Origin of the sequence: Micromonospora sp. NPDC007230 (assembly GCF_042869115.1) — a bacterium.
GTDB lineage: Bacteria > Actinomycetota > Actinomycetes > Mycobacteriales > Micromonosporaceae > Micromonospora.
Genome location: NZ_JBIAFE010000005.1, coordinates 35,689 through 58,843, shown reverse-complemented (window position 1 = coordinate 58,843; position 23,155 = coordinate 35,689). Strand labels below are relative to the sequence as shown.

Here is a 23,155-nt window from a genome sequence, read left to right as displayed (position 1 = left end):
CCGCGCCGATGCGACCGGGCCCAGGCGGCCCCGGGAAAGGAAGACTGTTGATCACGGTTGTCGGGGAAAGCCTCGTGGATCTGATCGAGGATCCCTCGGGCGAGGCGGTGGCCCATCCGGGGGGCAGCCCGGCCAACGTCGCCGTCGCGCTCGCCCGCCTCGGCCAGCCCACCACCCTGCTCACCCAGTTCGGTGACGACGCGTACGGAGGGCTGCTCCGCGCCCATTTCACCAGCAGTGGCGTACAGCTCGACCCGGCGTCGGTGCAGGACCTGCCGAGAACCAGCGTGGCCCGAACCCGGGTAGGCGCCGACGGGCAGGCCCGATACGACTTCGCCATCGACTGGCCGTCCCTTCCGAATGGCCCCGTCGCCGGGGTGGCCGACGCGAGCAGGTGCCTGCACACGGGGTCGCTCGCCACCATCCTCGAACCCGGCGCGGACGACGTGCTGGCGCTGGTCCGGGACAGGCGGGCGAGCATGATGATCAGCTACGACCCGAACTGCCGCCCCTCCCTCAGTCCGGACGGGGTGCACGCCGGGCGGCGCGTCGAGGAACTCGTCGCGGTCTCGGACCTGGTCAAGGTAAGCCGGGAGGACCTGGACTGGCTGCACCCGGGGCAGCCGCCGGAACGGGTGGCGCGGCGCTGGCTGGAGCTGGGTGCGAATCTCGTCGTGGTCACCCTCGGGGCGGACGGGGCGCTGGCGGTCACCCGGCGCGGCGTTCGGCGGGTGGCCGCCCCACGGGTGGCGGTGGTGGACACCGTCGGCGCAGGTGACGCGTTCACCGCCGGACTGCTGGCTGCGCTGAGCGAGCGGGACCTGCTCGGTGCCGCCCGGCGTCCCGCGCTGCGGGCCGCCGGCCCGGAGGCGCTCGCCGCTCTGCTCACCGACGCCGTCCGGGTGGCCGCCTGGACCTGCGGGCGGCGGGGGGCCGACCCGCCCACCCGGGCCGCGCTGGCCTCGCTGCCCGCCCCGGCGTGACATCGCAGCGTCGCCGTTCCGCCACCCCCCGTGCGGCCGGCGCCGGAAGTGACCGTAGATAATGGACGGATGGTTGCCTGGGAGTACGCGTTGCTGGTCCGCCGCTATCAGGGGCAGGGCCGGAATTTCCACGTCACGTTCGTCTGGTACGCCCCGGACGGGTCGCGCTCCGACGTGACGGCGTACGGCGACACCGCCATCGCGCACCTCAACCGGGTCGGCCGGGAAGGCTGGGAGCTGGTCTCCGCCGCCGAGGACGTGAACAACGTCCAGGGCAGCACCGAGGTGCACCGCTACCACCTCAAGCGCCCCCTCCGCTGACCAGCTGCCCTGCCCACCTGCTCGGACAACCCGGTTGATCAAGGAGTTTGCGCCACCGCAAGCGCGGAACTTGACGCAAACTCCTTGATCAACGCCGGGTAGGGGCGGGGCAGCCCGCGCGGGTCAGGCGAGGTTGATGGCGGGGTAGAGGGGGAAGGGGGCGAGCAGTTCGCTGGCCTGCTTGCTCACCTTGTCCGCCAGGGCCGCGTCGAGCACGTACTTCGCCTTGGACGGGGTGCCGTCCGGGTTCGCACCCGGGGTGGTCTGGGTGAGCACGGTGTGGATCAGCTCGGCGGTGGCGTCCATCTCGGCGGTGCCGAGGCCCCGGGTGGTCAGCGCCGGGGTGCCGATCCGGATGCCCGAGGTGTACCAGGCGCCGTTCGGGTCCTGCGGCACGGCGTTGCGGTTGGTGACGATGCCCGAGTCCAGCAGCGCCTGCTCGGCCTGCCGGCCGGTGAGGCCGTACCCGGAGACGTCGATCAGCACCAGGTGGTTGTCGGTGCCGCCGGTGACCAGCTTCGCGCCCCGGCGCAGCAGCCCCTCGGCGAGCGCCTGGGCGTTGGCGACGATGCGCTGCGCGTAGTCGGCGAACTCGGGGCGGCGGGCCTCGGCCAGCGCGACCGCCTTGGCGGCCATCACGTGCGGCAGCGGGCCGCCGAGCACCATCGGGCAGCCGCGGTCGACCTGGTCGGCCAACTCCGGGCCGCAGAGCACCATCCCGCCGCGCGGGCCGCGCAGCGACTTGTGGGTGGTGGTGGTGACGATGTGCGCGTGCGGCACCGGGTCGAAGTCGCCGGTGAAGACCTTGCCCGCGACCAGGCCGGCGAAGTGCGCCATGTCGACCATGAAGGTGGCGCCGACCTCGTCGGCGATCTCCCGCATGATCCGGAAGTTGACCTTCCGGGGGTACGCCGAGTAGCCGGCGACCAGGATCAGCGGCTTGAACTCCCGCGCCGCCTCGGCGACCTTGTCGTAGTCGACCAGCCCGGTGGCCGGGTCGGTGCCGTAGCTGCGCTGGTCGAACATCTTGCCCGAGATGTTCGGCCGGAAGCCGTGGGTCAGGTGCCCGCCGGCGTCCAGCGACATGCCGAGCATCCGCTGGTTGCCCAGCTCCCGGCGCAGCGCGAACCAGTCCGCCTCGGTCAGCTCGTTGACCTGGCGTACCTGGGCCTTCTTCAGGGCCGGGGACTCCACCCGGTCGGCCAGGATCGCCCAGAAGGCGACCAGGTTGGCGTCGATGCCGGAGTGCGGCTGCACGTACGCGTGGGCCGCGCCGAACAGCTCCCGGGCGTGCTCGGCGGCGAGCGCCTCGACGGTGTCCACGTTCTGGCAGCCCGCGTAGAAGCGGCGGCCGACGGTGCCCTCGGCGTACTTGTCGCTGAACCAGTTGCCCATCGCCAGCAGGGTGGCGGGGGAGGCGTAGTTCTCGCTGGCGATGAGCTTGAGCGATTCGCGCTGGTCGGCCAGCTCCGCCCCGATGGCGTCCGCCACCCGCGGCTCGACGGCGCGGATCACCTCCAGCGCGCTGCGGAAGGCGGTGGATTCGGCGTTCAGCGACATGCGACCTCCTGATGACGTGCGGAAGGCCCAGGCGCTCGGCGTGCGTCCTCGTGACGGGACCGCTCCCCGATGGTGCTCCATCCCACGCGCCAGTCACGGCCCGCGCCGATCCTACCGGGTCCGCCCGGGCCGGCCCGGTCCACCTCCAGCCGCTCGGGCAGTTCGCGCCGGCCAGCACCGGCCGCCAGCCGAGACCGGCGTTCACGGTGGCGGGCCGGGGTGGGGCCGGACGATGCCCTTCGCCACGGGCGGGGCGATCATGACGCGGGACCCGGCTCTACCGGGGCGGGTCCCGCGCCGCGTCGGGGGCCGCTCAGGCTGTGACCGTGTCCAGTGACTTCTTGAGCGCCTTCGGGGCGGTGGGGGTCTTCGGCGCCTTCGGGCGCAGTTCGATCATGCGCGCGCCGATCTCCTGCAGCTGGTTCCGCCCGAGCGCCGCGCGCACCTTCGGGAACCACTTCTCCTCTTCCTCCTGGACGTGGTGCAGGACGTTCTCGATCAGCACCGTCGTCTTGGCGGTGTACCGCTCGTCCTCGGCATCCATGGAGAAGAGCTCGAAGCAGAGCACGTCCGCCACGTGGTGCTCCTCGTACGACTCGAGGATGTCGTCCTCGACATCGGGCACCAGCTTGCGGACCTCCGGGTACATCACCTCGTTCTCCAGGTAGGTGTGCACGGTCAGCGCCTCGATGATCTGCCGGACCAACTGCTGCCGCTCGCTCGCCGGTCCCTCCTCGGCATCCTGGAACGCCTTGAACAGGCGGCGCATCTCCTTGTGGTCCTCTTTCAGCAGGACGATGGCATCGGTGGACACCGGGTGACCTCCTCGAGTCGGCGGATGCCGCCCCCGGTACCCCCGCCCAGAACAGCGCAAACAGCAGGACGGGGCCCGACGTCGGAACGCCGGACCCCGTCGCTGGTGGTGCGGGTGTTACTTGACCACGTTGAACGCGTCGACCATGCCGGCGCCGTAGAACCCGTTCCGCGCACCGCCGGAGCAGTACGACGGGCCGATGTTGTGCGGCCACGTGGCCGGCGGAACCGGCACCGGCCAGTTCGGCACCGGGTCGTAGATGCCCGCCGGGCAGGACTGCGCCACCGCCGTACGCTCCAGGAACGCCGACAGCTGGCCCGGGGTCATGCCCGGGTGCGCCGACAACGCCAGCGCCGCGACACCGGTGGCGTGCGGGCCGGACATCGAGGTGCCCTGCTTGTAACCCCACCCGTTGACCATGTTGCCCTGGGCGTCCAGCCGTCCGATGGTCGACAGAATGGTATCGGTGGAGGTGGAGCGGGCACCCTGGGTACGGAACCGGCTGTCACCACCCGGGGCCGTCACATCGACCACGCCCTGGCCGTACGACGAGTAGTAGCTCTTCTGCCCGGTCGGGCCCACCGCCGAGACGGTGACCACGCCCGGCGCCTCGGCCGGCAGGTCGAGGCAGGCGCTGTTGAGATCCACGCGAGGCGTGGGATCCTGGCCCTCCGGCAGGTTGTTCGGGCTGTCGTAGTCGGTGTTCTTGTGGGCCAGGTCGTAGTTCGAGTTGCCCGCGGACGCCACGTTCAGCACGCCCTTGGACTGCGAGTAACGGATGGCCCGCTGCACCGCCTGCCACACCGGGCGCTGGCGGGCGTCGTTGCGGCAGTTCAGCTCCCACGGGTCAATGAAGTAGCTGTTGTTGGTCAGCTGCATCCCGTGGTCGGCGGCCCACAGGAACCCGCAGACCGCAGCCTCCGGGTAGATGTAGCCGTCGTTGTTGACGACCTTGACCGCCGCCACCTTCACCCCCGGCGCGATGCCGGTCACGCCGACGCCGTTGACGGCGGCGGCGATGGTGCCGGCCACGTGGGTGCCGTGGTCGGAGCTGGTCGGGTTCCAGGCCGCCTCGGTGGTGTCGGTGACGCCGCCGATGCAGGACACGCTCTTGTCCTTGGCGATCTGGGTGGCCAGGTCGGGGTGGCTGCTGGAGATGCCGCTGTCCAGCACACCGACCACGACGTTGGAGCTGCCGCTGTTGACGGCGTGGGCCTGCGGGACGTGGATCATGTTCATGTCCCACTGCTGGCCGTACATGGGCTCCTTGGTCGGGTCGCCGGTGGCGTTGGCGACCGCTTCCGCGGAGACCTCGACGGTCTCGCCCTCGTCGAGGGCGGTGCCCAGGCCGGCGGTGGACGCGACCGACTCGACGCCCGCGCCCGCCACCTGGGTGGCGAAGTCAGGGTTGGTCGAGCGGACGACGAGCACGCCGATCTGGTCGTAGCTGGCCACCACGGTGCCCTTGGCAGCCGCCACGCGGGCGGCGGCCTTGTCGGTCTTGCCGCCCTGCGGGGCGAGGACCAGGAACGTGGTGTCCGGTCCGACTGCGGCCGCCGGCGCCAGCCCGCCGGTGACGGCGAGGCCGACGCCGAGCGCCACGACGGACGCTGCGGCCAGTGTCTTGCGACGAAGGTTCTTCACACAGTCTCCCAGAGGGCCGATCCAGCCGAGCCCCACTGCCTGGCGGACAGGGGGTCGGCGGAAAACGAGCAGGCTGCTCGCTTTGAGGCACCAGCGTAGAGAGTTGCTGTGCTGTTACACACAGCCGAACGGACGAACAACGACCGTCAGACGGCGGCCCACGGGTGGGACTCGACCGCCGCGTCAACCCTGGTGAGCTGCGCCCTTGCCCACGCATCCAAGAACTCCTACAGTTACGGCCGCGAATTGTTGATGTTGCTAAGCGTGACGGGGGACGCCATGCTCGAGCTGCACGCGCACCTGCCAACTCACCTTCCTGCCCGATTCCGCCGCTCATGAGGTTCCGGCTCCTGGGACCGCTCACCGTAGGCTCGGAGGGCAGCCCGCTCGACATCCGCGGCAACCGGTTGCGCGCGGTGCTTGCGCTGCTGCTGATCAACAGCGGCACGGTGGTTCCGATGGACGACATCATCAAGGCGGTCTGGGGCGAGGCTCCGCCACGGACCGTGCGGACCCAGGTGCAGGCGCAAATCTCGGCGCTGCGTGCCCTGTTCCAGAGCATCGAGGGCGTCTGGATAAGCACCCATCCGGCCGGCTACTCGCTGCACGCGCCGCCAGGCGAGATCGACGTACTGGTCTTCGACCAGCTCGTGCAGCGCGGTCGGGCATTGAGCGCGGGCCGTCAGCTCGACTCAGCCGCGGCACTGTTCCGCGAAGCGCTCGAGCTGTACCACGGGCCGCCGTTGTGCAACGTCGATGCGCCGATCGCCCGGCTCGCCGGGGTTCGCCTGCAGGAGCGGCGGCTGGACGCGCTCGGTGAGTTGTTCGGACTGGAGCTGCGCCTCGGGCGGCACCAGGAAATCGTTCCGACGTTGACTGAGCTGGTCGCCGAGCATCCGTTGCGGGAGACGTTCTGGCGGCATCTGGTGGTGGCGCTGCACGGTGCGGGCCGCCGGGGCGAGGCGATCGCCGCCTACCACCAGGTTCGCCGGCTTCTTCGCGAGGAGCTTGGCTTGGACCCGGGCCGGGAACTGGTGGCGGCGTACCGCGACTTGCTGGAGGAAGAGCCGACCGCGCCGTCAACGGTCGACCGGGAGGTGCTGGGGGCGACATTGGACTACCTGCGGGTGACCGAACAGTTGCTGCGGGACGTACGCCGCCAGCTTGAGGCGTTGAGCCTCTCACTGGCCGGACCGGCTGATGGCTGGCGTGGACCCGGGAGCCAGGCCCACGCCACCATGACCGCAGTGACCGATGAAGGTCAGACGACGTCGCAGTCGACAGTGATCGAGTGGGTCGAGCCGTCCCGGAACAGGACCGAGAAGAGCTGCGGCCCGGAACAGTTCCGGTTGGCCAGGGTGCTGACCTCGATTCGCCCGGTGGTCGGGTTGTAGGTCGGCGCCGAAGTCACGGCGCCCCCGGGGTGGCCGTTCCATGAGGTGCCGGTGACGGCGCCGGAGTCGGTCACGGGGTTTCCGGCGGAGTCCTTGACGGCGAATCCGAAGGTGAAGCTCCTCGGCGGTGCGGCGTCGATGTAGTCGCCGATCTTGCTGCCGTTGAGGTAGAACCCGTCGAAGGTGTACGACGTGGTCGGGCGAAGGAAATTCGCGGTGACGTAGTTCGCCATCGCGGTGCCCGACGACATCCCCGCGTCGGCGTCCCACTGGTAGTGCACGCCGAGGTAGACCCGACTACGGGCATTTTCCGTGGCAGCGGAGCTGAAGGTGCCGAAGGTTCGGGTGACCCCGACCGCGTGTGGATCCTGGGTGGTGGCGGTGAACCTGAACGCGTCAGTGTTGAAGAAGCCCTTCATCGCGCTCGCCCACGCTGCGGCGAACGTGGCGTGCCCGGAGGTGTAGGCCGGGAACGGCGGGGAGAAATTCACCCCCTTGTCGTCGGCCGAGAGAGGCTTCCAGTTGGCGTCGGACTTGGTCGCGGGGTTGCCGTCGGTGTCCGCGAGCTGGACCGCGCTCTCCGGCCGCCACAGGGCGATCGGGGTCTGGTACTTCGCGTCCCACGCCACGATCCCCGCGTCGGCCAGCGCGATCGCCACCAGGGCGAAGAGCCGAGCGCTCCCGGCCTGGGTCAGCTTCGCTGACTTCGCCACGATCTGGGTGTGGGCGAAGAGCTGGCCTGGCGGCTTGTACGTGAGCTTGTCGAGGTCATTGGCCCAGAACCAGGCGGCCTGCGTCTGGTCGTCGGTCCGGGACGTGCTGTTGTACCGGCCGAGGTCCTTCACCTCGTTGACCTGCGCCGCGTACTCGGGGCTGGCGAGCAGTTTGGCCATGTCCGAGTAGCCCGCTGGCAAGCCCGGCCGGAACTGGGCGCCGGAGGTCATCGCGAACGGCTTGACCAGGCCCCAACTGGGCGTGGCGGCCGCGCCGGAGCCGGTCGGCCGCCACACTCCCGGCGTGTCGCTGAACGGGAACGTCGAGTTGTCCGGCGCCCCGTCGTTGGTCCGGAAACTGATCATCGCCTGTGCGCTCGCCGAGCCGATCCGCTGACCGTCGGTCCGGGCCGGCGAACTGGTCGTCCCCTCCTGCGCGGTGGACAGGTCGGCGTCGAAGTTGACGCCCGGGTACACGCTGCGCAGCGTGTCGTAAGCGGCGTAGTCGATGGCGGTGGCGAGGTCCGGCACGATGCCGGGCGTGGGCGAGACCTTGACCCGGTACGGCTGACCGATGCACTGGGCGTCGCCGGCCGCGCAGAGAGCCGAGTTGGCCGCGTCGTAGATGGCGCCGTGCAGCATGGCGCCGGCGCGGGCCAGCGGCCCCGGCGCTCCGCCGAGCTGGCGGTACGTGCGCACCAGGACATCGTTCCAGTAGAGGACGTGATCATTGGGTGCCGCGGCGTGCGCCGCAGTGGTCGGGAGCACGACGGCGCCGGTGCTGAGGGCTGCGGTGGTCAGCGCCACGGCACCCCACCGTCTCGTTGAGCTGAGCCTGCCCATGGAACTCCTTGGCGAGAGACCCGGAACGGGCGGCGGGATGTCCGCGCCCATCGCGAGCCTGGGCCAGCTCGCTATCGCCCGGCTACGGTCCCGCTACGGACCGGCCACGTAGGACGATCTCGGTACGGAGCCCGGCCGCGGCCGGCAGTTGCGGTCCACCGGACAGAGGGGAGCCGTCAACCCCGCCCGCTGTTAGGCCCGTCGCTGATCCTTGGGTCGGCAGACCCACGTTCCGGCTGTCTGGCCCGCCGGTGCAGGTGGGTGACGTCGTTGAACATCTCCGGTGCGAGCCGCCCCGCGGCGTCGACGGACCAGCCGGTGACCGAGCAGTTGGCGATCGAGTAGTCCCGGGTCAGCCCCCTCAGCTCGTCCTCGGTGAGCCCCTCCAGCAGGTAGCGGAGCACGAAGACCAGGGCGTCGTGGCCGAAGAGCAGCACCCGCCGGCCCTCGTGGTCGCGGCGCAGGTCACCGAGGAGAGCGCGCAGCCGCAGCGCCACGTCGGGCCAGGACTCGCCGCCGGGGGGCCGGTAGTAGAACGTGCCGAGGCGGGCCCGGCGTTCCGCCTCCGCCGGATACCGCTGCCGCACCCCGTGTTCGGTCAGGCCGTCGAGGATGCCCTGTTCCCGGTCGCGCAGCCGCTCGTCCCGGCTGACCGGGATGCCGGTGCCGGCCAGCGCCAGGTCGGCCGTCTGCACCGCCCGCAGGTATGGCGACACCACCGCCACGTCGGGCCGGTGCGTCCCCGGCAGCTTGGCGAGCCAGCGGCCGGTGGTCCGGGCCTGCTCCTGCCCGGTCGGCGACAGCGGTACGTCCGCGTCGCGGTGCTGGGTGAGGCCGGTCAGTTCGGCGCCGGTCGCCTCCGCCCGGCTCGCCGCGACGTTCGCCGTGCTCTCGCCGTGCCGGACGATCCACAGCGTCGCCAGTTCCGCCATGGGGCCACCGGTACCCGGGTCCGGCGGGCGTAACCGTGCGGGCCGTCGGGCGGTCCTCGGCCGGGCGGGGCGTGAACCGGCCGCAGGCGGGTAAGCGCTGGCGCCACCGGAAGCCGAGACATGGGGAGGTGTGTCGTGGCCACGACCATGACCAAGGAACAGATGAGCCCGGTACGGGACAAGAACTACGACCTGATCCACACGGTGCAGATGTCGTTGGAGAACATCTACCGGATGGACACGTACATCGCCGACGCGGACAAGCGCGGCGACACGGAGCTCGCCAACTGGTTCCGCAAGATCCAGGAGAACAACCGCAAGGCCGGTGACCAGGGCAAGCAGATGCTCATGACGCGTATGCAGCAGGAAGGGCGCTGAGCGCCGGCGTGGCCGGGGCCGGACGGACGCCGCCCGGTCCCGGCTGCCGCGACTCCGGCGCTTCCCGGATGATGCCGCTCGACTGACCGCTGTCGCGAACGGGGCAGCGGGCAGACCCATCGGTGGAGCAGAATGTCCCGTCCGACACGACGGGATGGAGCCATCGATGACGGTCCTCAAGGGTCTGCGGGAAGCCCTGGTGCTGCTGGTGATCGCGCTGGTGGTGGTCGCGGTCGCCGCCGGCGTCTGGGTGGCGGTGTCCGGTGGCGAGTTCGTCTCCCGGTTCGGTATCGCCCTGGTCGTCGTCGGGGCGCTGCTCGGTGTCACCGGCGACCTCACCCTCAGCCGGGTCGGGATGCTCGGCGCCCGGGCCGCCTTCGGGCTCGCACCGGAGCAGGAGACCGCGGGCGGTGGCCGGGTCCTCACCGGTGTCGGGATCTTCCTGTTCGTCGGGCTGCCGCTCGTCGTCGTGGGCATCACGCTGATCTCCTGACCGGCCCGCTGCGCGGCGGGGGGCCGCGGCGGCCCGTCGCCCGCTACCGTGTGAGGCGTGGCGACCACGGCGGCCGAGGAGATCCGGGTAGGCGAACGGGTGGTCCGCGTCTCCAGCCCCGACAAGCCGTACTTCCCGGAGCGCGGGCTGACCAAGCTCGACGTGGTCCGCTACTTCCTCGCCGTCGGCGACGGCATCCTGCGCGCCCTGCGCGACCGGCCCACCATGCTGGAGCGGTGGCCGCGCGGCGTGTTCGAGGGCGCGAAGATCGCCACCCGGCAGGACAATCGCGGCGACGCGTTCTACCAGAAGCGGCTGCCCGCCGGGGCGCCCGACTGGGTGCGCACCGCCCACATCACCTTCCCCAGCGGCCGGACCGCCGACGAGGTGGCCCCGAGCGAGCTGGCCGTGGTGATCTGGGCGGTCAACCTGGGCACCCTGCGCTTCCACCCGTGGCCGGTGTCCGCCGGCGACGTTGAGCACCCCGACCAGCTCCGCATCGACCTCGACCCGATGCCCGGGGTGGACTTCGCCCAGGTGGTCCCGGTCGCCCACGAGGTGCGGGCGTTCCTCGACGAGCTGGGGCTGGTCGGCTACCCGAAGACCACCGGCGGTCGGGGCATCCACGTCTACCTGTCCATCGAGCCGCGGTGGAGCTTCGGCGAATGCCGGCGGGCGGTGCTGGCGCTGGGCCGGGAGATGCAGCGCCGGCTGCCCGACCTGGTGACCACCACCTGGTGGCGGGAGCAGCGGGACCGGCCGGTTTTCGTGGACTACAACCAGATGGCCCGCGATCACACCGTCACGTCGGCGTACTCGATCCGGCCCACCCCGCGGGCGCTGGTCTCCGCCCCGCTGGACTGGTCGGAGCTGGACGATGCGCGGCCGGAGGACTTCGACGTGGTGAGCCTGCCGGCCCGGTTCGCCGAGCGCGGCGACCCGCACGCCGGCCTGGACGACCGCCGGTTCTCCCTGGAGCCGCTGCTGGAGCTGGCCGACCGGGAGGGCCTGGAGGCGCCGCCGGAACGCTGACGCCTACGGCCAGAGGCGCTGCGTCCCGTCGAACTCCTCGAAGACCAGCCAGCTGCGCGTCGACAGCACCCCGGCGATGCTCTGCACCCGCTCCAGCACCACGTCCCGCAGGGTGGCGTTGTCCGGCGCCCGGACCAGGGCCAGCACGTCGTGCTCGCCGCTGAGCAGCGCCACGTGCTCGACGTAGCGCACCCGGGCCAGTTCCTCGGACACCTCCCGCCAGGTGTTCTGCTCGATGGTCAGCGCGATGTACGCCGACGTGCCCAGCCCGGCGGGTTCCGGCGCCACCCGGGCCTGGAAACCGGTGATCACCCCGTCCCGGATCAGGCGCTCCACCCGGGCGTACGCGTTGGTGCGCGAGACGTGCACCCGGTCGGCCAGCGTGCGCATGGAGAGCCGGCCGTCGTCGACCAGTTCGCGCAGGATCCGCCGGTCCACCTCGTCGAGCGGCCCGGCCGAACGTCCCGTTCCGCCCGCCGCGCCCGGTGCCGGGCTGGTCTCCTGGCTCATGAACCACTCCCAGTCATGCCATTCGTCCCGCGTTCAGCGGGCAACTTGAGTCAATCATCCGACGGCGTGAGCATAGGTCCACCACACGTCCAGGAGGTCCCCGCCGTGACGACCACACCCCAGGCGGTCCGCAGGGCATCCCCCCGCACCCGCCGGAAGGCCACCCCCGCCGCCGACCCGTCGGCCGGGCTGCTGCCGCGTACCGAGCCGGTCCGGCTGCTGAACCCGGACGGCACCCCGCTGCCGGCCCGGGACGACTACCCCGAGCCGCCGCTCGACGCGCTCCGCGAGATGTACCGGCGGATGGTTGTCGGCCGCCGCTTCGACGTGCAGGCCACCGCGCTGACCAAGCAGGGTCGCCTCGCCGTCTACCCGTCCTCGCGCGGCCAGGAGGCCTGCCAGGTCGGCGGGGTCCTCGCGCTGCACGACACCGACTGGGTCTTTCCGACCTACCGCGAGTCGATGGCGCTGACCGCCCGGGGCATCGACCCGGTCGAGGTGCTCACCCTGCTGCGCGGTGACTGGCACTGCGGGTACGACCCGGCGGCCCGGCACACCGCGCCGCAGTGCACCCCGCTGGCCACCCAGTGCGTGCACGCCGCGGGCCTGGCCTACGGCGAGTCGTACCAGGGGCGGGACACCGTGGCGCTGGCCTTCATCGGCGACGGCGCGACCAGCGAGGGCGACTTCCACGAGGGCGTCAACTTCGCCGCCGTGTTCAAGGCCCCGGTCGTCTTCTTCGTGCAGAACAACAAGTACGCGATCAGCGTCCCGCTGTCCCGGCAGACCGCCGCGCCGAGCCTGGCGTACAAGGGCGTCGGCTACGGCGTACCCAGCGAGCAGGTCGACGGCAACGACCCGATGGCCGTGCTCGCGGTGCTCACCCGTGCGGCGGAGCACGCCCGGTCGGGCCAGGGGCCGTTCCTGGTCGAGGCGCACACCTACCGGATGGAACCGCACACCAACGCGGACGACCAGACCCGCTACCGGGACGCCGAGGAGGTCGAGGCGTGGCGGGACCGGGACCCGATCGCCCGGCTGGAGACCTACCTGCGGGCCCGGGACGTGCTGGACGACGCGGCGGTCGCCGCCATCGCCGACGAGGCCGAGGCGTACGCGGCCGCGCTGCGCGACCGGATGAACGCCCAGCCGGCGGTGGACCCGCTCAGCCTCTTCGACCACGTGTACGCGGAGCCGACCCCGCAGCTGGTCGAGCAGCGTGAGCAGGTCCGCGCCGAACTGGCCGCCGCCCGCGACGAGGAGGGGGACGCCTGATGGCCACCATGACCATGGCGAAGGCGCTCAACGCCGCGCTCGCCGACGCGATGCTGGACGACGAGCGGGTGGTCGTCTTCGGCGAGGACGTCGGGCAGTTGGGCGGCGTCTTCCGGATCACCGACGGCCTGCAGGCCCGGTTCGGCGACAAGCGCTGCTTCGACACCCCACTCGCCGAGGCCGGCATCGTCGGCTTCGCCGTCGGCCTGGCCATGTCCGGGCTGCGGCCGGTGGTCGAGATGCAGTTCGACGCGTTCGCGTACCCGGCGTTCGAGCAGATCGCCTCGCACGTGGCGAAGCTGCGCAACCGCACCCGGGGCGCGCTCAGCGTGCCGATCGTCATCCGGGTCCCGTACGCCGGCGGCATCGGCGGCGTGGAGCACCACTGCGACTCCTCCGAGGCGTACTACGCGCACACCCCGGGCCTGAAGGTGGTCACCCCGGCCACCGTCGAGGACGCGTACTCGCTGCTGCGCGAGGCGATCGACGACCCGGACCCGGTCGTGTTCATGGAGCCGAAGAAGCTCTACTTCTCCAGCGCCGAGGCCGAGCTGCCGGCGCGTACCGCGCCGTTCGGCAGGGCCGTCGTGCGCCGGGCGGGCGCCGACGCCACCCTGGTCGCGTACGGGCCGGCGGTGCCGGTCGCGCTGGAGGCGGCCGAGGCCGCCCGCGAGGAGGGCTGGGACCTGGAGGTCGTCGACGTACGCACGATCGTGCCGTTCGACGACGCCACGGTCACCGCGTCGGTGCGGAAGACCGGCCGGTGCGTGGTGATCCAGGAGGCGCAGGGCTTCGCCGGGGTCGGCGCGGAGATCGCCGCCCGGGTGCAGGAGCGCTGCTTCCACGCCCTGCACGCCCCGGTGCTGCGGGTGTCCGGCCTGGACATCCCGTACCCGGCGCCGATGCTGGAGCACACCCACCTGCCCTCGGTGGATCGGGTGCTGGACACGGTGGCCCGCCTCCAGTGGGACGACCAGCCCGACACCCGGTGGGTGGCGGCATGAGCGAGCGCAGCGAGCGAATCATTCGGCTCCGCCCCGCACGTCATGACGACGCCGACCGCAGGAAGGTGGCGGCATGACCACCATGACGGGGACCCGCGACTTCCTCCTGCCGGACCTTGGCGAGGGGCTCAGCGAGGCGGAGATCGTCGAGTGGCGGGTCGCCGTCGGCGACGTGGTCACCGTGGACCAGACCGTGGTCGAGGTGGAGACCGCCAAGGCGGTCGTCGACGTGCCCTGCCCGTACGCCGGCCGGGTCGTGGCCCTGCACGGCGCGGCGGGTGAGGTCCGCCCGGTCGGCCAGCCGCTGATCACCATCGCCCCGCTCGACGGTGCGGAAGGGGACGACCCGCACGCCACCTACCGCGAGGAGGAGCGCGCCGGCTCCGGCAACGTGCTGATCGGGTACGGCACCGGGCACGGCGGCTCCGGCCGCCGGCGCCGCCGCCCGCGGCTCGCGCTGGCCCCGGAGCCCCCGGCCGCCGCGCCGGTCGGTGCCGTCGCCGGCCCGACTCCGACCGCCACCGCCCCGGCCGCTGCTGAGGCCACGCGGACGAGCGCCCTGGTCATCTCGCCGATCGTGCGGCGGCTGGCGAAGGAGCGCGGGATCGACCTGGCGTCGGTACGCGGCACCGGCCCCGGCGGGGTGATCCGCCGCGCTGACGTGGAGGCCGCCTCGGCCGCCCGGGCCACCCGGCTGGCCGCGGTGCCGGACCCGCATGTCGGGCTCGCCCCCGACGGGGACGGTGACGTGGTCATCCCACTGACCGGCATCCGCAAGGCCATCGCCGACAAGCTCTCCCGCAGCCGGCGGGAGATCCCCGAGGTGACCATCTGGGTCGACGTGGACGCCACCGGGCTGCTGGCTACCCGGGCCGCGATCAACGCCGCCACCCCGGACGCGCCGGTCAGCATCCTGGCCCTGCTCGCCCGGATCTGCCTCAGCGGCCTGCGGAAGTACCCGCAGCTCAACGCGCACGTGGACACCGAGGGGCAGCGGATCATCCAGTCGGCCGGGGTGCACCTGGGCATCGCCGCGCAGACCGAGCGGGGCCTGGTCGTCCCGGTGCTCCGCGACGCCCAGCGGCTGACCACCCGCGAGCTGGCCGCCGCCCTCGCCGAGACCACCGCCGCGGCCCGGGCCGGCACCCTGCCCCCGGCGCGGCTGACCGGCGGCACCTTCACCCTGAACAACTACGGGGTGTTCGGTGTGGACGGCTCCACCCCGATCATCAACCACCCGGAGGCGGCGCTGCTCGGCGTCGGCCGCATCGTGGACAAGCCCTGGGTGGTCGACGGGCAGCTCGCGGTCCGCAAGGTGACGCAGCTCAGCCTCACCTTCGACCACCGGGTCTGCGACGGCGGCGTGGCCGGCGGTTTCCTGCGGCACGTGGCGGACTGCGTCGAGCAGCCCGCCCTGCTGGTGGCGAACGTCTGACCCACCGACCCGGCCCCGGCCCCGTCCACGCCCGGGGCCGGGGCCGTCCGCCGTTTCTCCGCTGCGGGACCGGGAATGCGAGCCCGGTCGCCGAGGGGAGGAACGGGGATGGAGCACTCGCACGTGCCCTCCGCCGGTGGCGTACGCCCGCACCCGGTCGCCGGCGCGCCGCTGATGTGCGACGCCCGGGAGCACGGGCTGACCGGGGACGGGACGACCAACGACCAGCCCGCGTTCGCCGCGCTGGTGGACCGGCTGGGGGACGCGTACGCCGCCGACCGGCGGGCCCGGGTGATCTACTGCCCGCCCGGGGTGTATTCGATCCGGGACGCCGGCACGGTCTGGCGCAGCGGGGTGTCGCTGCTCGGCGCCGGTCCGGGCGCGACCCGGTTCGTGCTGAGCAACTCGGGCAACCGGGCTGATCCCACCCCGCTGGCCTTCCACACGGCGAAGCTGCACGGCGCGGATCGGGAGCGTCACCTGGCGGACTGCACCTTCGCCGACTTCGAGATCGACGGCTCCGGGGTGGCGTCGGCCGAGTACAACCCGCTGGCCAAGGGGCTGGGCCTCCAGTACGTCGTGCGGGGCGTGTTCCGCAACCTCTACATCCACCACACCGCGGCCACCGGCCTGGGCTGCGACTTCCTCCAGGACTGCCTGATCGACGGCGTGCTGGTGGCCGGTTGCGGGAGGCTGGACAACGGCACCGAGATGGGCGGGGCCGGCATCGGCATCGGGGTCGGCGGGTGGGGGAGCATCGAGCGGGTCAACATCGTCAACTGCTCGGCGGTCGGCAACGCCACCAGCGGGATCTTCCTGGAGTTGCAGCAGCCCGGGGCGTTGCGGCCGCGGGGGATCCGGCTCGTCGGCTGCCACGCGCAGGGCAACCGCTTCGGCATCTCCGACTGGGGCGCCAACGGCCTGATCGTCTCCGCCTGCACGCTGACCGGGAACCTGGAGGCGGGCTTCCACGTCTCGGCCAAGGGCACCACGGGCACCGCCGGTCGCGGCGGCATCCTCAGCGACTGCGTGATCGACGGCAACGTGCGCGACGGGGTCAGCATCGGCAACACCCCCGGCCCGTACACGATCCGGGGCAACCGGATCACCGGAAACGGCCGGTACGGGTACCACCAGCGCAGCCTGGGCGGCGAGGAGCAGGAGTGCGCCCGGGAGGTCGTCATCGAGGGCAACGACTTCTACGGCAACAGCCTGGACGCGATCCGGATCGACCGGCCGATCGTCGACGCGATCATCACCGGCAACCGGATCCGGAGCAACGGGCGGCAGTGCGGCCCGGTCGTCCGGGGCGGTGGCGAGTCGGTGCGGTACAGCGAGAAGCTGGTGGTCGACCGGCGGGCCGAGTGGCAGGAGGACGAGCACCGGGGCAAGGTGGTCCGGGTCGACGGCCGGATGGCGCTGGTGGCCGCGAACAACGCCACCGAGCTCACCCTGGCGCCGGTCCGCCCCGACGCGGTCACCGCGTGGAGCGCCGACGTCCCGGTGCCCGGCACCGGGTACGAGTTGTCGGCGGCGCCCGAGACCCGGGCGGGCATCACCGTGCACGCCGCGCTCGACTCGGCCAGCATCCGGGGCAACCGGATCTGGGACAGTCTGCGCCCGGCCACCCAGACCCATGGCTTCTGGATCACAGAACGGGGCAGTTGCGTGGACTGCCGGGTCGAGGACAACGACCTGGCCGGGAACGCCGAGGGCCCCACCCGGCTGGACACCCCGCCCATCGGTGGCCGGTGGGAACGCAACCACGGCGACGACGAATGGGACTGACCGGGCGAAGAAATGCCATTCCGTGCGCGGCCGACAAAACTTAAGTCGCCCCGGTCAAGCAATTGTTCGGAACGGCCTACAGCTTCTCCGGTGACCGACAGAATGGGAACGAAGGGGACTGGAAATGGGGGTGGGGAAATGGACTTGAGGCGGCGAATGACGCTGTTTGTGGTGACCATCGCAGCCACGCCACTGGCGGTCGGTGCGTGCACCGCCGGACCGAAGTCGGTGGGCGGCAAGGGGGCCGCACCCCCGTCGATCACGGTCACGCCGGCGGACAAGACGAAGGACGTGCCGGTCAGCGCCGAGGTGGGGGCCACCGTCAAGGACGGGAAGATCACCGGTGTGCGGTTGACCGACGACAAGGGCGCGCAGGTGCCGGCCGAGCCGCGCGAGGACGGGTCGGGCTGGGTGCCGACCCGGCCGTTGCAGAATTCACGGACGTACACGGCGGAGGTGACCGCCACCGGCGACAAGGGGCGGACGACCACGCAGAAGACGACGTTCACGACGATGGGGAAATCGACCAAACAGGCGATCAAGAGCACTTTGTATTTCAGCGGGGAGCAGACCTACGGGACGGCGATGCCATTGGTGGTCGCTTTCGAGCCGGGCATTCCGCAGGAGGCCCGGGCGGACGTGCAGCGCCGGTTGTTCGTGAAGACGGACCCGCCGCAGCCGGGCACCTGGTCGTGGGTGGGGGACGGCACGCAGGTCTACTACCGGGCGCCCGACTTCTGGAAGCCGGGCACGAAGATCAGCGTGCGGGCCGGGCTGGAGGGGTTGCCGATCGGCAAGGACCGGATCGGGGACGCGGACCGGTCGGCGAGTTCGAAGATCGGCCGGCAGGTCTCGCTGGACATCGACAACGCCACCAAGCAGATGGCGGTCTACCAGGACGGCAAGCTGCTCAAGAAGATCCCGGTCAGCCTCGGCAAGCCGGACACGCCCAGTTCCAGCGGCAACATGGTGATCATGGAGAAGTTCGACCGGACCACCTTCGACACCCGGGGTGAGGCGAACGGCGGCTACGTGGTCGACGTGGACGACGCCCAGCGCCTCACCTGGGGCGGCGAGTTCATCCACGCCGCGCCGTGGTCGGAAGGGGACCAGGGCTACACCAACGTCTCGCACGGCTGCGCCAACGTCTCCAACGCGGCGGCGGACTGGCTGATGGGCATCACCCAGGTCGGTGACCTGGTGACGGTCAAGGGCACTGAGGTACAGCTGCAGGCCGGCAACGGGTGGACCGCCTGGAACGTCGGCTGGGACGAGTTCGCCAAGGGCAGCGCGCTGCCCGTACCGGCCGGGCTCAAGCCCACGGTCAGTGCCACGCCGCACCCGGGCGCGGTGGCCGGCGGGTCGGCGCCCGCTCCCGCGCCCTCCAGCAGCGGCGGCTGACCACCGGGGAGGAACGACCGAGGCCGGCCCGCCTAACGGCGGGCTGGCCCCTTCCGGCCGGCCCGGCGGTGCCCCTGCGGGAGCCACGGCGGGCCGGCTCTGTCCGTCAGCTCAGGTCCACCCGGGCCACGCCCGCGGCGGTCAGACTGCCCAGCCAGAGCCGCTGCCCGTGCTGCCGCACCCCGGTGATCATCGGGTACGCCCCGCTCGGCCCGTGCAGCGTCCGCAGCACCCGCCCGGCGCCGTCCACCAGCGCGACCAGCCCGTAGCGGCGGGGCTGCGGCTGCACCGCGCCGGGCAGCAGCGCGACGAGTTGGCGCACCCGGGGATGCGGCAGGAGCTTCTCCATGCTCGGTAGCCGGGGGCTGGGCAGCGCGATCCAGTAGGTGCCGTCGCCCACCGCCGACACGTTGTCCGGGTAGGCCGGCAGATCGGCCAGCACGGTGGCCCGCCCCTCCGGCAGGTCCACCCGGAGCAGCCGGTGCGTGGCCGTCTCCACCAGCATCAGCGCCGACTCGTCCGGGGTCAACGCCACCCCGTTGGGGAAGTACAGGCCGCTCGTCACCACCTCGGTGCGCCCGGTCCGCCGGTCGTACGCGAGCACCCGCCCGTTGGGACGGTGTTCCAGCAGGTCCCGCTTCCAGTGGGACAGCGGGAACCGGTCGGAGCTGTCGGTGAAGAAGACCGTGCCGTCCCGGGCCACCGTGGCGTTGTCGGCGAGATGCACCTCCCCGCTGCCGGTCAACTCGCGCACCGCCCCGGCCGGTGTGACCCGCAGCAGCCCTCGGTACGCGTCGCAGACCAGCAGCCCGCCGTCGACCGGGTCCACCTCGATGCCGAGCGGCCGGCCGCCGGTCTCGGCGAGCAGGGTGGGCCGGGTGCCGGCCGGGGCGTCCGCCGGCCACCACCAGAGCCGGCCCTGCTCGTCGCCGCTGACCGCCCTGCCCTCCGGGTCGATCAGCACGTCCTCCGGACCGTGCCCCCCGTCAGGCAGCGGCAGCAGGTCGGCCCGGTCGAGGCGGTCGTCGGTGGGGGCCCACGGCCCGTCCAACGGCGGGGGCACGGTGGCCGGCTCACGGACCGGCCGGATCAGCAGCGGCGGGCGCCGGCGGGGGACGGCCATCGGGTCATTGTTCCCCGCCGATGCCCGGTCGGGCAGCTGCCGGCGGCGTGTCGCGCGACATCGGGCAGCGCGCCGGAGACCAGCGCGGCACCGACCACCACCGCGTCCGCGGTGGCCGGCGTGCGGGTCCGGGGGGATCCCCTGATGCTCTCGGGGTTCGACCCGGGACGTACCCGGATCCCGGGTTCCGGCAGGCCGGAAGTGTCGGTCCCCCGGGATAGATTTCTCGGCATGGGGCAGCACAGCGACCGGTTCCACGTCGAGATCAGCGTGGGCGACCACGAGGTGGACATCCGGGCGATCGGCGAGATCGACATCGCCACCGTGGGATCGTTCCGGGCCGCGCTCTGGGCGGCCCCGGCGCGGCCCGTGCTGCGGGTGGACCTCTCCGGGGTGCGGCTGCTCTCTGCGGCCGGGGTGCGCACGCTGGTCGCCGCGCACCTGCGGGTCCGGGCCCGCGGCGGCGAGCTGGTCCTGGTCGATCCCGGCCCAGTGGTCGCCCGGGTGCTGCGGGCCACCGGTCTGCACCGGGTGATGCCGGTCCGGGAGTCGGCCGTCGCGGGGGAGCTGGTCGCGGCCTGACGCCCGCCGTCGGGGCGGCGCGACCGTCCCGGCGGGACGGACCAGGGCCGCCGGCGTGGGTGCCGACGGCCCTGGTCGGCCGGGTCAGCGGACGCCGAGCAGGTCCACCACGAAGACGAGCGTCTCGTTCGGCTTGATGGCGCCACCGGCGCCCCGGGCGCCGTAGCCCAGGTGCGGCGGGATGGTCAGCCGGCGCCGGCCGCCGACCTTCATGCCGACCACGCCCCGGTCCCAGCCGGCGATGACCTGGCCCCCGCCGAGCGGGAACTCGAACGGCTCACCCCGGTTCCACGAGGCGTCGAACTCGCGGCCGGTCGAGTGGGCCACGCCGACGTAGTGCACGGTGGCGAGCTGGCCGGGGCGGGCCTCCGGACCCTCGCCGACCGTGATGTCGTCGATGACGAGATCGGCGGGCGGCGCGCCCTCGATCGGGCCAACCTCGGGCTTCTGCATGAGCGGGTCTCCTCGGTGTTCCGGGTGTGGTCCCCGTCGATCCTGCCGGATCGCGACCGGCCGATACCCGCGGGTCCCGGGAAAGGGTCCGGTCGGGGTACGCCAGGGCGGGCGCCACCTTCGCTGACGCCCGCCGAGGCGCCGGGCTCAGACCGGGCGGGCGAGCTGGGCGGCGAGCAGCGCGGGCGCCTCGGCGAGGGAGGGCCCGTACCAGGTCAGGTGGCGGCCCGAGACCAGCGTGGCCGGTAAGCCGGGGAACGCCTCCGGCCCGTCGCCGGCCGTGAACCGGTACGGCTCGTCCGGCAGCACCACCAGGTCGGGCCGTCGTCCGCGCAGCTCGTCCAGGCTCGGGCGGGGATACCGCTCCGCGTGGCCGGCCCACTGGTTCGCCACGCCCAGCCGGTGCAGCACGTCACCGGCGAAGGTGTCCCGGCCGAGCACCACCCACGGCCGCCGCCACACCGGCACCACCGCGGCCCGGCGGCTGGTCGGCGTGGGCAGGTCGGCCCAGGCCCGCCGGGCGGCCCGCAACCAGTCCGGCTCGTCCGTCACGTCGAGCGCGGCGACCAGCTCGCCGAGCTGGGTCAGCGCCTCCGGCACCGTACGGGGAAAGGTGACCCGGACCGGTACGCCGGCCGCGCGCAGGGCGTCCGCGTCGGCAAGCCGGTTCTCCTCCTCGTTGAGCAGCACGAGGTCGGGCCGGAGCGCGAGCACCCGGTCCAGGTCCGGGTACTTGCTCCCGCCGACCCGGGCGACGTCCAGCCCGGCCGGATGGGTGCACCAGTCGGTCGCCCCGACCAGCACCTCGGGCCGGGTCAACGCCACCGCCTCGGTCAACGACGGCACCAGCGACACCACCCGCACGTCGGGCCTCCTTCGGTCCCGTACATGCTGCCCCAGCCGGTCGACCAGCCGGGGAGCGGCGGCGGTTCCAGGTCGCGTCGCGGGGCCGGACGCGTCGGGCTGGCGTTGCCGGCGGTGGCTCCAGCTCGCGCCGCGTCCGACGCCGGGCCGGCGTTGCCGATTCAGGGCCGGGGTTCGTCCACCAGGGCGGTCACGTCCAGGTGCGCCGGCTGGCAGCCGACCGTCGCCGCGAACCGGCGGATCGCGGCGTCGACGTGCGCGCGGGCCGCGCCGAGACCGGCGCACGGGTCGACGCGCAGCTCCACCCAGACGTCCGGCCCACTGACCGGCCCGGTGAGCACCACCCGGGCCCGGCGTACCCCGGGAGCCCGGCACAGGTCCCGCTCCAGCGCGGCGGTCAGCACCTCGCTCGCCACCCGGGTACGCCCGCCCCCGTCACCGGGATGCGCCAGCGTGCCGGCGAGCCGGCCCGGCACGCGCAGCCCGGCGACCAGCAACCGCTGCCCGAGCAGGGCCACCAGCACCCCGCCGACCGCCACCGCGAGACCGCTCCACGGCGTACCGGCCCGCCACCAGTTGGCCGGGCCGGCCCCCAGCAACGGGGCGCCACCGCCCGGCAGCCAGCCCAGCCCGACCGCCAGCGCGGTCCCGCCGGCGGCCACGAGCACCAGGGCGAGCACCGTCCACAGCAGCCGGTGCGCGGCGTTGCTCACGTGGCCCGCCGGGCCGGTAGGAGCCGGACCTCGATCCGGCCCCGGCGCGGCGCGGCCAGCTGGTCGAGTTCCCGGCGCAGGGCGAACTCGACGTCGGCGCGGGCCGCCGGGTCGGCGGTGGCGGTCACCCGGGGTCGCCAGGCGTCCCCTCGCCGGCGCAGGCGTACCCGGGCCCGCCGGACGCTGGGCACGGCGTAGACCGCCCGGGCCAGCCGTCGTTCCATCGACCGGCGGTGCAGGTGCCAGCGGTCGTCCTCGGCGAGCCGCAGCCGGGCCGGGCGCCACCGGCGCAGTTCGGCGACGAGCACCACCAGCCCGAGCAGGGTCACGCCGCCGGCGACCGCCCGGGCCGGGGCGTCCTGCCAGCGGGTGGTGGTCAGCGTCGCGTACCAGCGGTGGACCAGCGGACCGGGACCGCCCAACGCGGCGAGCAGCCCCTCGGCGACGGCGAGCGCCCCACCGGCGAGCAGGGCGACGGCGAGCAGCAGGGTGGCGACCCGGTTGACCGTCCGCATCTCAACCTCCGGCCGCCGGGATCCCGTCGCCCCGGGCGCGGTCGCCTCCGGCTGTCGACAGGTCGGCCGGCAGGGGCATGTCCACCACCGTGACGGTGACCGACTCCACGGTCAGGCCGGTGTGCGCCTCGATCCGGGCGGTGACCCGGCGGCGGACCGCGGCCGCGACGGTGGGCAGGTGCGCGCCGTAGCTGACGGCGAGGTCGAGGTCGATCCGGGCGGCCTGCCCGGCCACCCGGACGGCCGCCGTCGGGCCGGACACGGCCGGGATCAGCCGCGCCGCGTCCGCGGCGAGCCGGGCGAGCCACTCCTCGGCCCAGGGCCGGGCCGGCGCGACCGGGCGATCCTGGGTGGACGTGCCGCGCCGCGGCAGGGTGCCGGTCAT

Annotated in this window: 23 protein-coding genes, 1 pseudogene and 1 riboswitch; of the genes and pseudogenes, 12 read left to right on the top strand and 12 right to left on the bottom strand. The window is 72.9% G+C overall.

The annotated features are described in order from the left end of the window. Window positions 1-8: 8 nt before the first annotated feature. The gene (locus ACFYML_RS09060; RefSeq protein ID WP_387420063.1) at window positions 9-983 is read left to right on the top strand and encodes a carbohydrate kinase; all 975 of its coding nucleotides are present in this window, start codon (window positions 9-11) and stop codon (window positions 981-983) included. Between the two features lie 69 nt (window positions 984-1,052). Beyond that, on the top strand, window positions 1,053-1,304 hold the full coding sequence (locus ACFYML_RS09055) for a hypothetical protein (RefSeq protein ID WP_387420062.1): 252 nt from the start codon (window positions 1,053-1,055) through the stop codon (window positions 1,302-1,304). A gap of 123 nt (window positions 1,305-1,427) precedes the next feature. Here ACFYML_RS09055 and ACFYML_RS09050 read toward each other — a convergent pair whose 3' ends face one another. The 3 genes from ACFYML_RS09050 to ACFYML_RS09040 all read right to left on the bottom strand — a co-directional run bounded on the left by ACFYML_RS09050 (window position 1,428) and on the right by ACFYML_RS09040 (window position 5,322). Next, window positions 1,428-2,864, bottom strand: coding sequence for a glycine hydroxymethyltransferase (locus ACFYML_RS09050; protein WP_357435820.1), 1,437 nt, complete (start codon window positions 2,862-2,864; stop codon window positions 1,428-1,430). Between the two features lie 18 nt (window positions 2,865-2,882). Beyond that, a riboswitch (ZMP/ZTP riboswitch) is annotated at window positions 2,883-2,971 on the bottom strand. 206 nt (window positions 2,972-3,177) lie between these two features. Beyond that, complete coding sequence (locus ACFYML_RS09045) at window positions 3,178-3,678, bottom strand: hemerythrin domain-containing protein (protein WP_387420061.1); 501 nt, start codon at window positions 3,676-3,678, stop codon at window positions 3,178-3,180. A 117-nt stretch (window positions 3,679-3,795) separates the two neighbouring features. After that, window positions 3,796-5,322 (bottom strand): S8 family serine peptidase, encoded by a 1,527-nt coding sequence (locus tag ACFYML_RS09040; protein WP_387420060.1) that lies wholly within the window; start codon window positions 5,320-5,322, stop codon window positions 3,796-3,798. A gap of 335 nt (window positions 5,323-5,657) precedes the next feature. Here ACFYML_RS09040 and ACFYML_RS09035 point away from each other — a divergent pair. Beyond that, window positions 5,658-6,368, top strand: a pseudogene (locus ACFYML_RS09035) (BTAD domain-containing putative transcriptional regulator); the annotation flags it as partial. A 215-nt stretch (window positions 6,369-6,583) separates the two neighbouring features. On the opposite strand, the gene ACFYML_RS09030 reads toward ACFYML_RS09035, so the two are convergent. Next, a complete protein-coding gene (locus ACFYML_RS09030) occupies window positions 6,584-8,236 on the bottom strand; it encodes a vanadium-dependent haloperoxidase (protein ID WP_387420059.1) in 1,653 nt (550 codons plus the stop codon). A 212-nt stretch (window positions 8,237-8,448) separates the two neighbouring features. Continuing rightward, window positions 8,449-9,204 (bottom strand): histidine phosphatase family protein, encoded by a 756-nt coding sequence (locus ACFYML_RS09025; RefSeq protein ID WP_387420058.1) that lies wholly within the window; start codon window positions 9,202-9,204, stop codon window positions 8,449-8,451. Window positions 9,205-9,339: 135 nt separating this feature from the next. Between ACFYML_RS09025 and ACFYML_RS09020 the strand changes: the two genes are divergently transcribed. From ACFYML_RS09020 to ACFYML_RS09010, 3 genes are all read left to right on the top strand, one after another. After that, window positions 9,340-9,582, top strand: coding sequence for a hypothetical protein (locus ACFYML_RS09020; RefSeq protein ID WP_241825085.1), 243 nt, complete (start codon window positions 9,340-9,342; stop codon window positions 9,580-9,582). Window positions 9,583-9,748: 166 nt separating this feature from the next. Further along, the gene (locus ACFYML_RS09015; RefSeq protein ID WP_387420057.1) at window positions 9,749-10,075 is read left to right on the top strand and encodes a hypothetical protein; all 327 of its coding nucleotides are present in this window, start codon (window positions 9,749-9,751) and stop codon (window positions 10,073-10,075) included. 57 nt (window positions 10,076-10,132) lie between these two features. Beyond that, complete coding sequence (locus ACFYML_RS09010; RefSeq protein WP_357435810.1) at window positions 10,133-11,107, top strand: DNA primase small subunit domain-containing protein; 975 nt, start codon at window positions 10,133-10,135, stop codon at window positions 11,105-11,107. 3 nt (window positions 11,108-11,110) lie between these two features. Here ACFYML_RS09010 and ACFYML_RS09005 read toward each other — a convergent pair whose 3' ends face one another. Next, window positions 11,111-11,617, bottom strand: coding sequence for an Lrp/AsnC family transcriptional regulator (locus ACFYML_RS09005; protein WP_387420056.1), 507 nt, complete (start codon window positions 11,615-11,617; stop codon window positions 11,111-11,113). A gap of 72 nt (window positions 11,618-11,689) precedes the next feature. On the opposite strand from ACFYML_RS09005, the gene pdhA reads away from it, so the two are divergent. The 5 genes from pdhA to ACFYML_RS08980 all read left to right on the top strand — a co-directional run bounded on the left by pdhA (window position 11,690) and on the right by ACFYML_RS08980 (window position 18,520). Next, the gene (gene pdhA, locus ACFYML_RS09000) at window positions 11,690-12,892 is read left to right on the top strand and encodes a pyruvate dehydrogenase (acetyl-transferring) E1 component subunit alpha (protein ID WP_387420310.1); all 1,203 of its coding nucleotides are present in this window, start codon (window positions 11,690-11,692) and stop codon (window positions 12,890-12,892) included. After that, window positions 12,892-13,896, top strand: a complete 1,005-nt coding sequence (locus ACFYML_RS08995; RefSeq protein ID WP_387420055.1) for an alpha-ketoacid dehydrogenase subunit beta — start codon at window positions 12,892-12,894, stop codon at window positions 13,894-13,896. The genes pdhA and ACFYML_RS08995 overlap by 1 nt, the downstream gene beginning before the upstream one ends. Window positions 13,897-13,969: 73 nt before the next feature. Beyond that, window positions 13,970-15,331: a dihydrolipoamide acetyltransferase family protein gene (locus tag ACFYML_RS08990; RefSeq protein ID WP_387420054.1), complete on the top strand. Its 1,362-nt coding sequence runs from the start codon at window positions 13,970-13,972 to the stop codon at window positions 15,329-15,331. Between the two features lie 108 nt (window positions 15,332-15,439). Then, the gene (locus ACFYML_RS08985) at window positions 15,440-17,119 is read left to right on the top strand and encodes a right-handed parallel beta-helix repeat-containing protein (RefSeq protein WP_387420053.1); all 1,680 of its coding nucleotides are present in this window, start codon (window positions 15,440-15,442) and stop codon (window positions 17,117-17,119) included. A 138-nt stretch (window positions 17,120-17,257) separates the two neighbouring features. Further along, the gene (locus ACFYML_RS08980) at window positions 17,258-18,520 is read left to right on the top strand and encodes an Ig-like domain-containing protein (protein WP_387420052.1); all 1,263 of its coding nucleotides are present in this window, start codon (window positions 17,258-17,260) and stop codon (window positions 18,518-18,520) included. Window positions 18,521-18,626: 106 nt separating this feature from the next. On the opposite strand, the gene ACFYML_RS08975 is transcribed toward ACFYML_RS08980, so the two are convergent. Continuing rightward, window positions 18,627-19,643, bottom strand: a complete 1,017-nt coding sequence (locus ACFYML_RS08975) for an SMP-30/gluconolactonase/LRE family protein (RefSeq protein WP_387420051.1) — start codon at window positions 19,641-19,643, stop codon at window positions 18,627-18,629. 231 nt (window positions 19,644-19,874) lie between these two features. On the opposite strand from ACFYML_RS08975, the gene ACFYML_RS08970 reads away from it, so the two are divergent. Next, a complete protein-coding gene (locus ACFYML_RS08970; RefSeq protein ID WP_357435799.1) occupies window positions 19,875-20,225 on the top strand; it encodes an STAS domain-containing protein in 351 nt (116 codons plus the stop codon). Between the two features lie 84 nt (window positions 20,226-20,309). On the opposite strand, the gene ACFYML_RS08965 is transcribed toward ACFYML_RS08970, so the two are convergent. The 5 genes from ACFYML_RS08965 to ACFYML_RS08945 form a co-directional block, all read right to left on the bottom strand. After that, complete coding sequence (locus tag ACFYML_RS08965) at window positions 20,310-20,678, bottom strand: FKBP-type peptidyl-prolyl cis-trans isomerase (RefSeq protein ID WP_387420049.1); 369 nt, start codon at window positions 20,676-20,678, stop codon at window positions 20,310-20,312. 147 nt (window positions 20,679-20,825) lie between these two features. Then, a complete protein-coding gene (locus ACFYML_RS08960; RefSeq protein ID WP_387420048.1) occupies window positions 20,826-21,542 on the bottom strand; it encodes a helical backbone metal receptor in 717 nt (238 codons plus the stop codon). A gap of 161 nt (window positions 21,543-21,703) precedes the next feature. Beyond that, the gene (locus ACFYML_RS08955) at window positions 21,704-22,255 is read right to left on the bottom strand and encodes a hypothetical protein (RefSeq protein WP_387420047.1); all 552 of its coding nucleotides are present in this window, start codon (window positions 22,253-22,255) and stop codon (window positions 21,704-21,706) included. Further along, the gene (locus ACFYML_RS08950) at window positions 22,252-22,770 is read right to left on the bottom strand and encodes a DUF6286 domain-containing protein (RefSeq protein ID WP_387420046.1); all 519 of its coding nucleotides are present in this window, start codon (window positions 22,768-22,770) and stop codon (window positions 22,252-22,254) included. The genes ACFYML_RS08955 and ACFYML_RS08950 overlap by 4 nt, the downstream gene beginning before the upstream one ends. Before the next feature lies 1 nt (window position 22,771). Next, window positions 22,772-23,155, bottom strand: a complete 384-nt coding sequence (locus ACFYML_RS08945) for an Asp23/Gls24 family envelope stress response protein (RefSeq protein WP_387420045.1) — start codon at window positions 23,153-23,155, stop codon at window positions 22,772-22,774.

Excerpts from the sequence above, each read along its gene's own strand:
- ACFYML_RS09060 (WP_387420063.1), top strand. The coding sequence starts at position 9 with ATGCGACCGGGCCCAGGCGGCCCCGGGAAAGGAAGACTGTTGATCACG.
- ACFYML_RS09055 (WP_387420062.1), top strand. The coding sequence starts at position 1,053 with ATGGTTGCCTGGGAGTACGCGTTGCTGGTCCGCCGCTATCAGGGGCAG.
- ACFYML_RS09050 (WP_357435820.1), bottom strand. The coding sequence starts at position 2,864 with ATGTCGCTGAACGCCGAATCCACCGCCTTCCGCAGCGCGCTGGAGGTG.
- ACFYML_RS09025 (WP_387420058.1), bottom strand. The coding sequence starts at position 9,204 with ATGGCGGAACTGGCGACGCTGTGGATCGTCCGGCACGGCGAGAGCACG.
- ACFYML_RS09015 (WP_387420057.1), top strand. The coding sequence starts at position 9,749 with ATGACGGTCCTCAAGGGTCTGCGGGAAGCCCTGGTGCTGCTGGTGATC.
- ACFYML_RS09005 (WP_387420056.1), bottom strand. The coding sequence starts at position 11,617 with ATGAGCCAGGAGACCAGCCCGGCACCGGGCGCGGCGGGCGGAACGGGA.
- ACFYML_RS08995 (WP_387420055.1), top strand. The coding sequence starts at position 12,892 with ATGGCCACCATGACCATGGCGAAGGCGCTCAACGCCGCGCTCGCCGAC.
- ACFYML_RS08990 (WP_387420054.1), top strand. The coding sequence starts at position 13,970 with ATGACCACCATGACGGGGACCCGCGACTTCCTCCTGCCGGACCTTGGC.
- ACFYML_RS08985 (WP_387420053.1), top strand. The coding sequence starts at position 15,440 with ATGGAGCACTCGCACGTGCCCTCCGCCGGTGGCGTACGCCCGCACCCG.
- ACFYML_RS08980 (WP_387420052.1), top strand. The coding sequence starts at position 17,258 with ATGGACTTGAGGCGGCGAATGACGCTGTTTGTGGTGACCATCGCAGCC.
- ACFYML_RS08975 (WP_387420051.1), bottom strand. The coding sequence starts at position 19,643 with ATGGCCGTCCCCCGCCGGCGCCCGCCGCTGCTGATCCGGCCGGTCCGT.
- ACFYML_RS08970 (WP_357435799.1), top strand. The coding sequence starts at position 19,875 with ATGGGGCAGCACAGCGACCGGTTCCACGTCGAGATCAGCGTGGGCGAC.
- ACFYML_RS08965 (WP_387420049.1), bottom strand. The coding sequence starts at position 20,678 with ATGCAGAAGCCCGAGGTTGGCCCGATCGAGGGCGCGCCGCCCGCCGAT.
- ACFYML_RS08950 (WP_387420046.1), bottom strand. The coding sequence starts at position 22,770 with ATGCGGACGGTCAACCGGGTCGCCACCCTGCTGCTCGCCGTCGCCCTG.
- ACFYML_RS08945 (WP_387420045.1), bottom strand. The coding sequence starts at position 23,155 with ATGACCGGCACCCTGCCGCGGCGCGGCACGTCCACCCAGGATCGCCCG.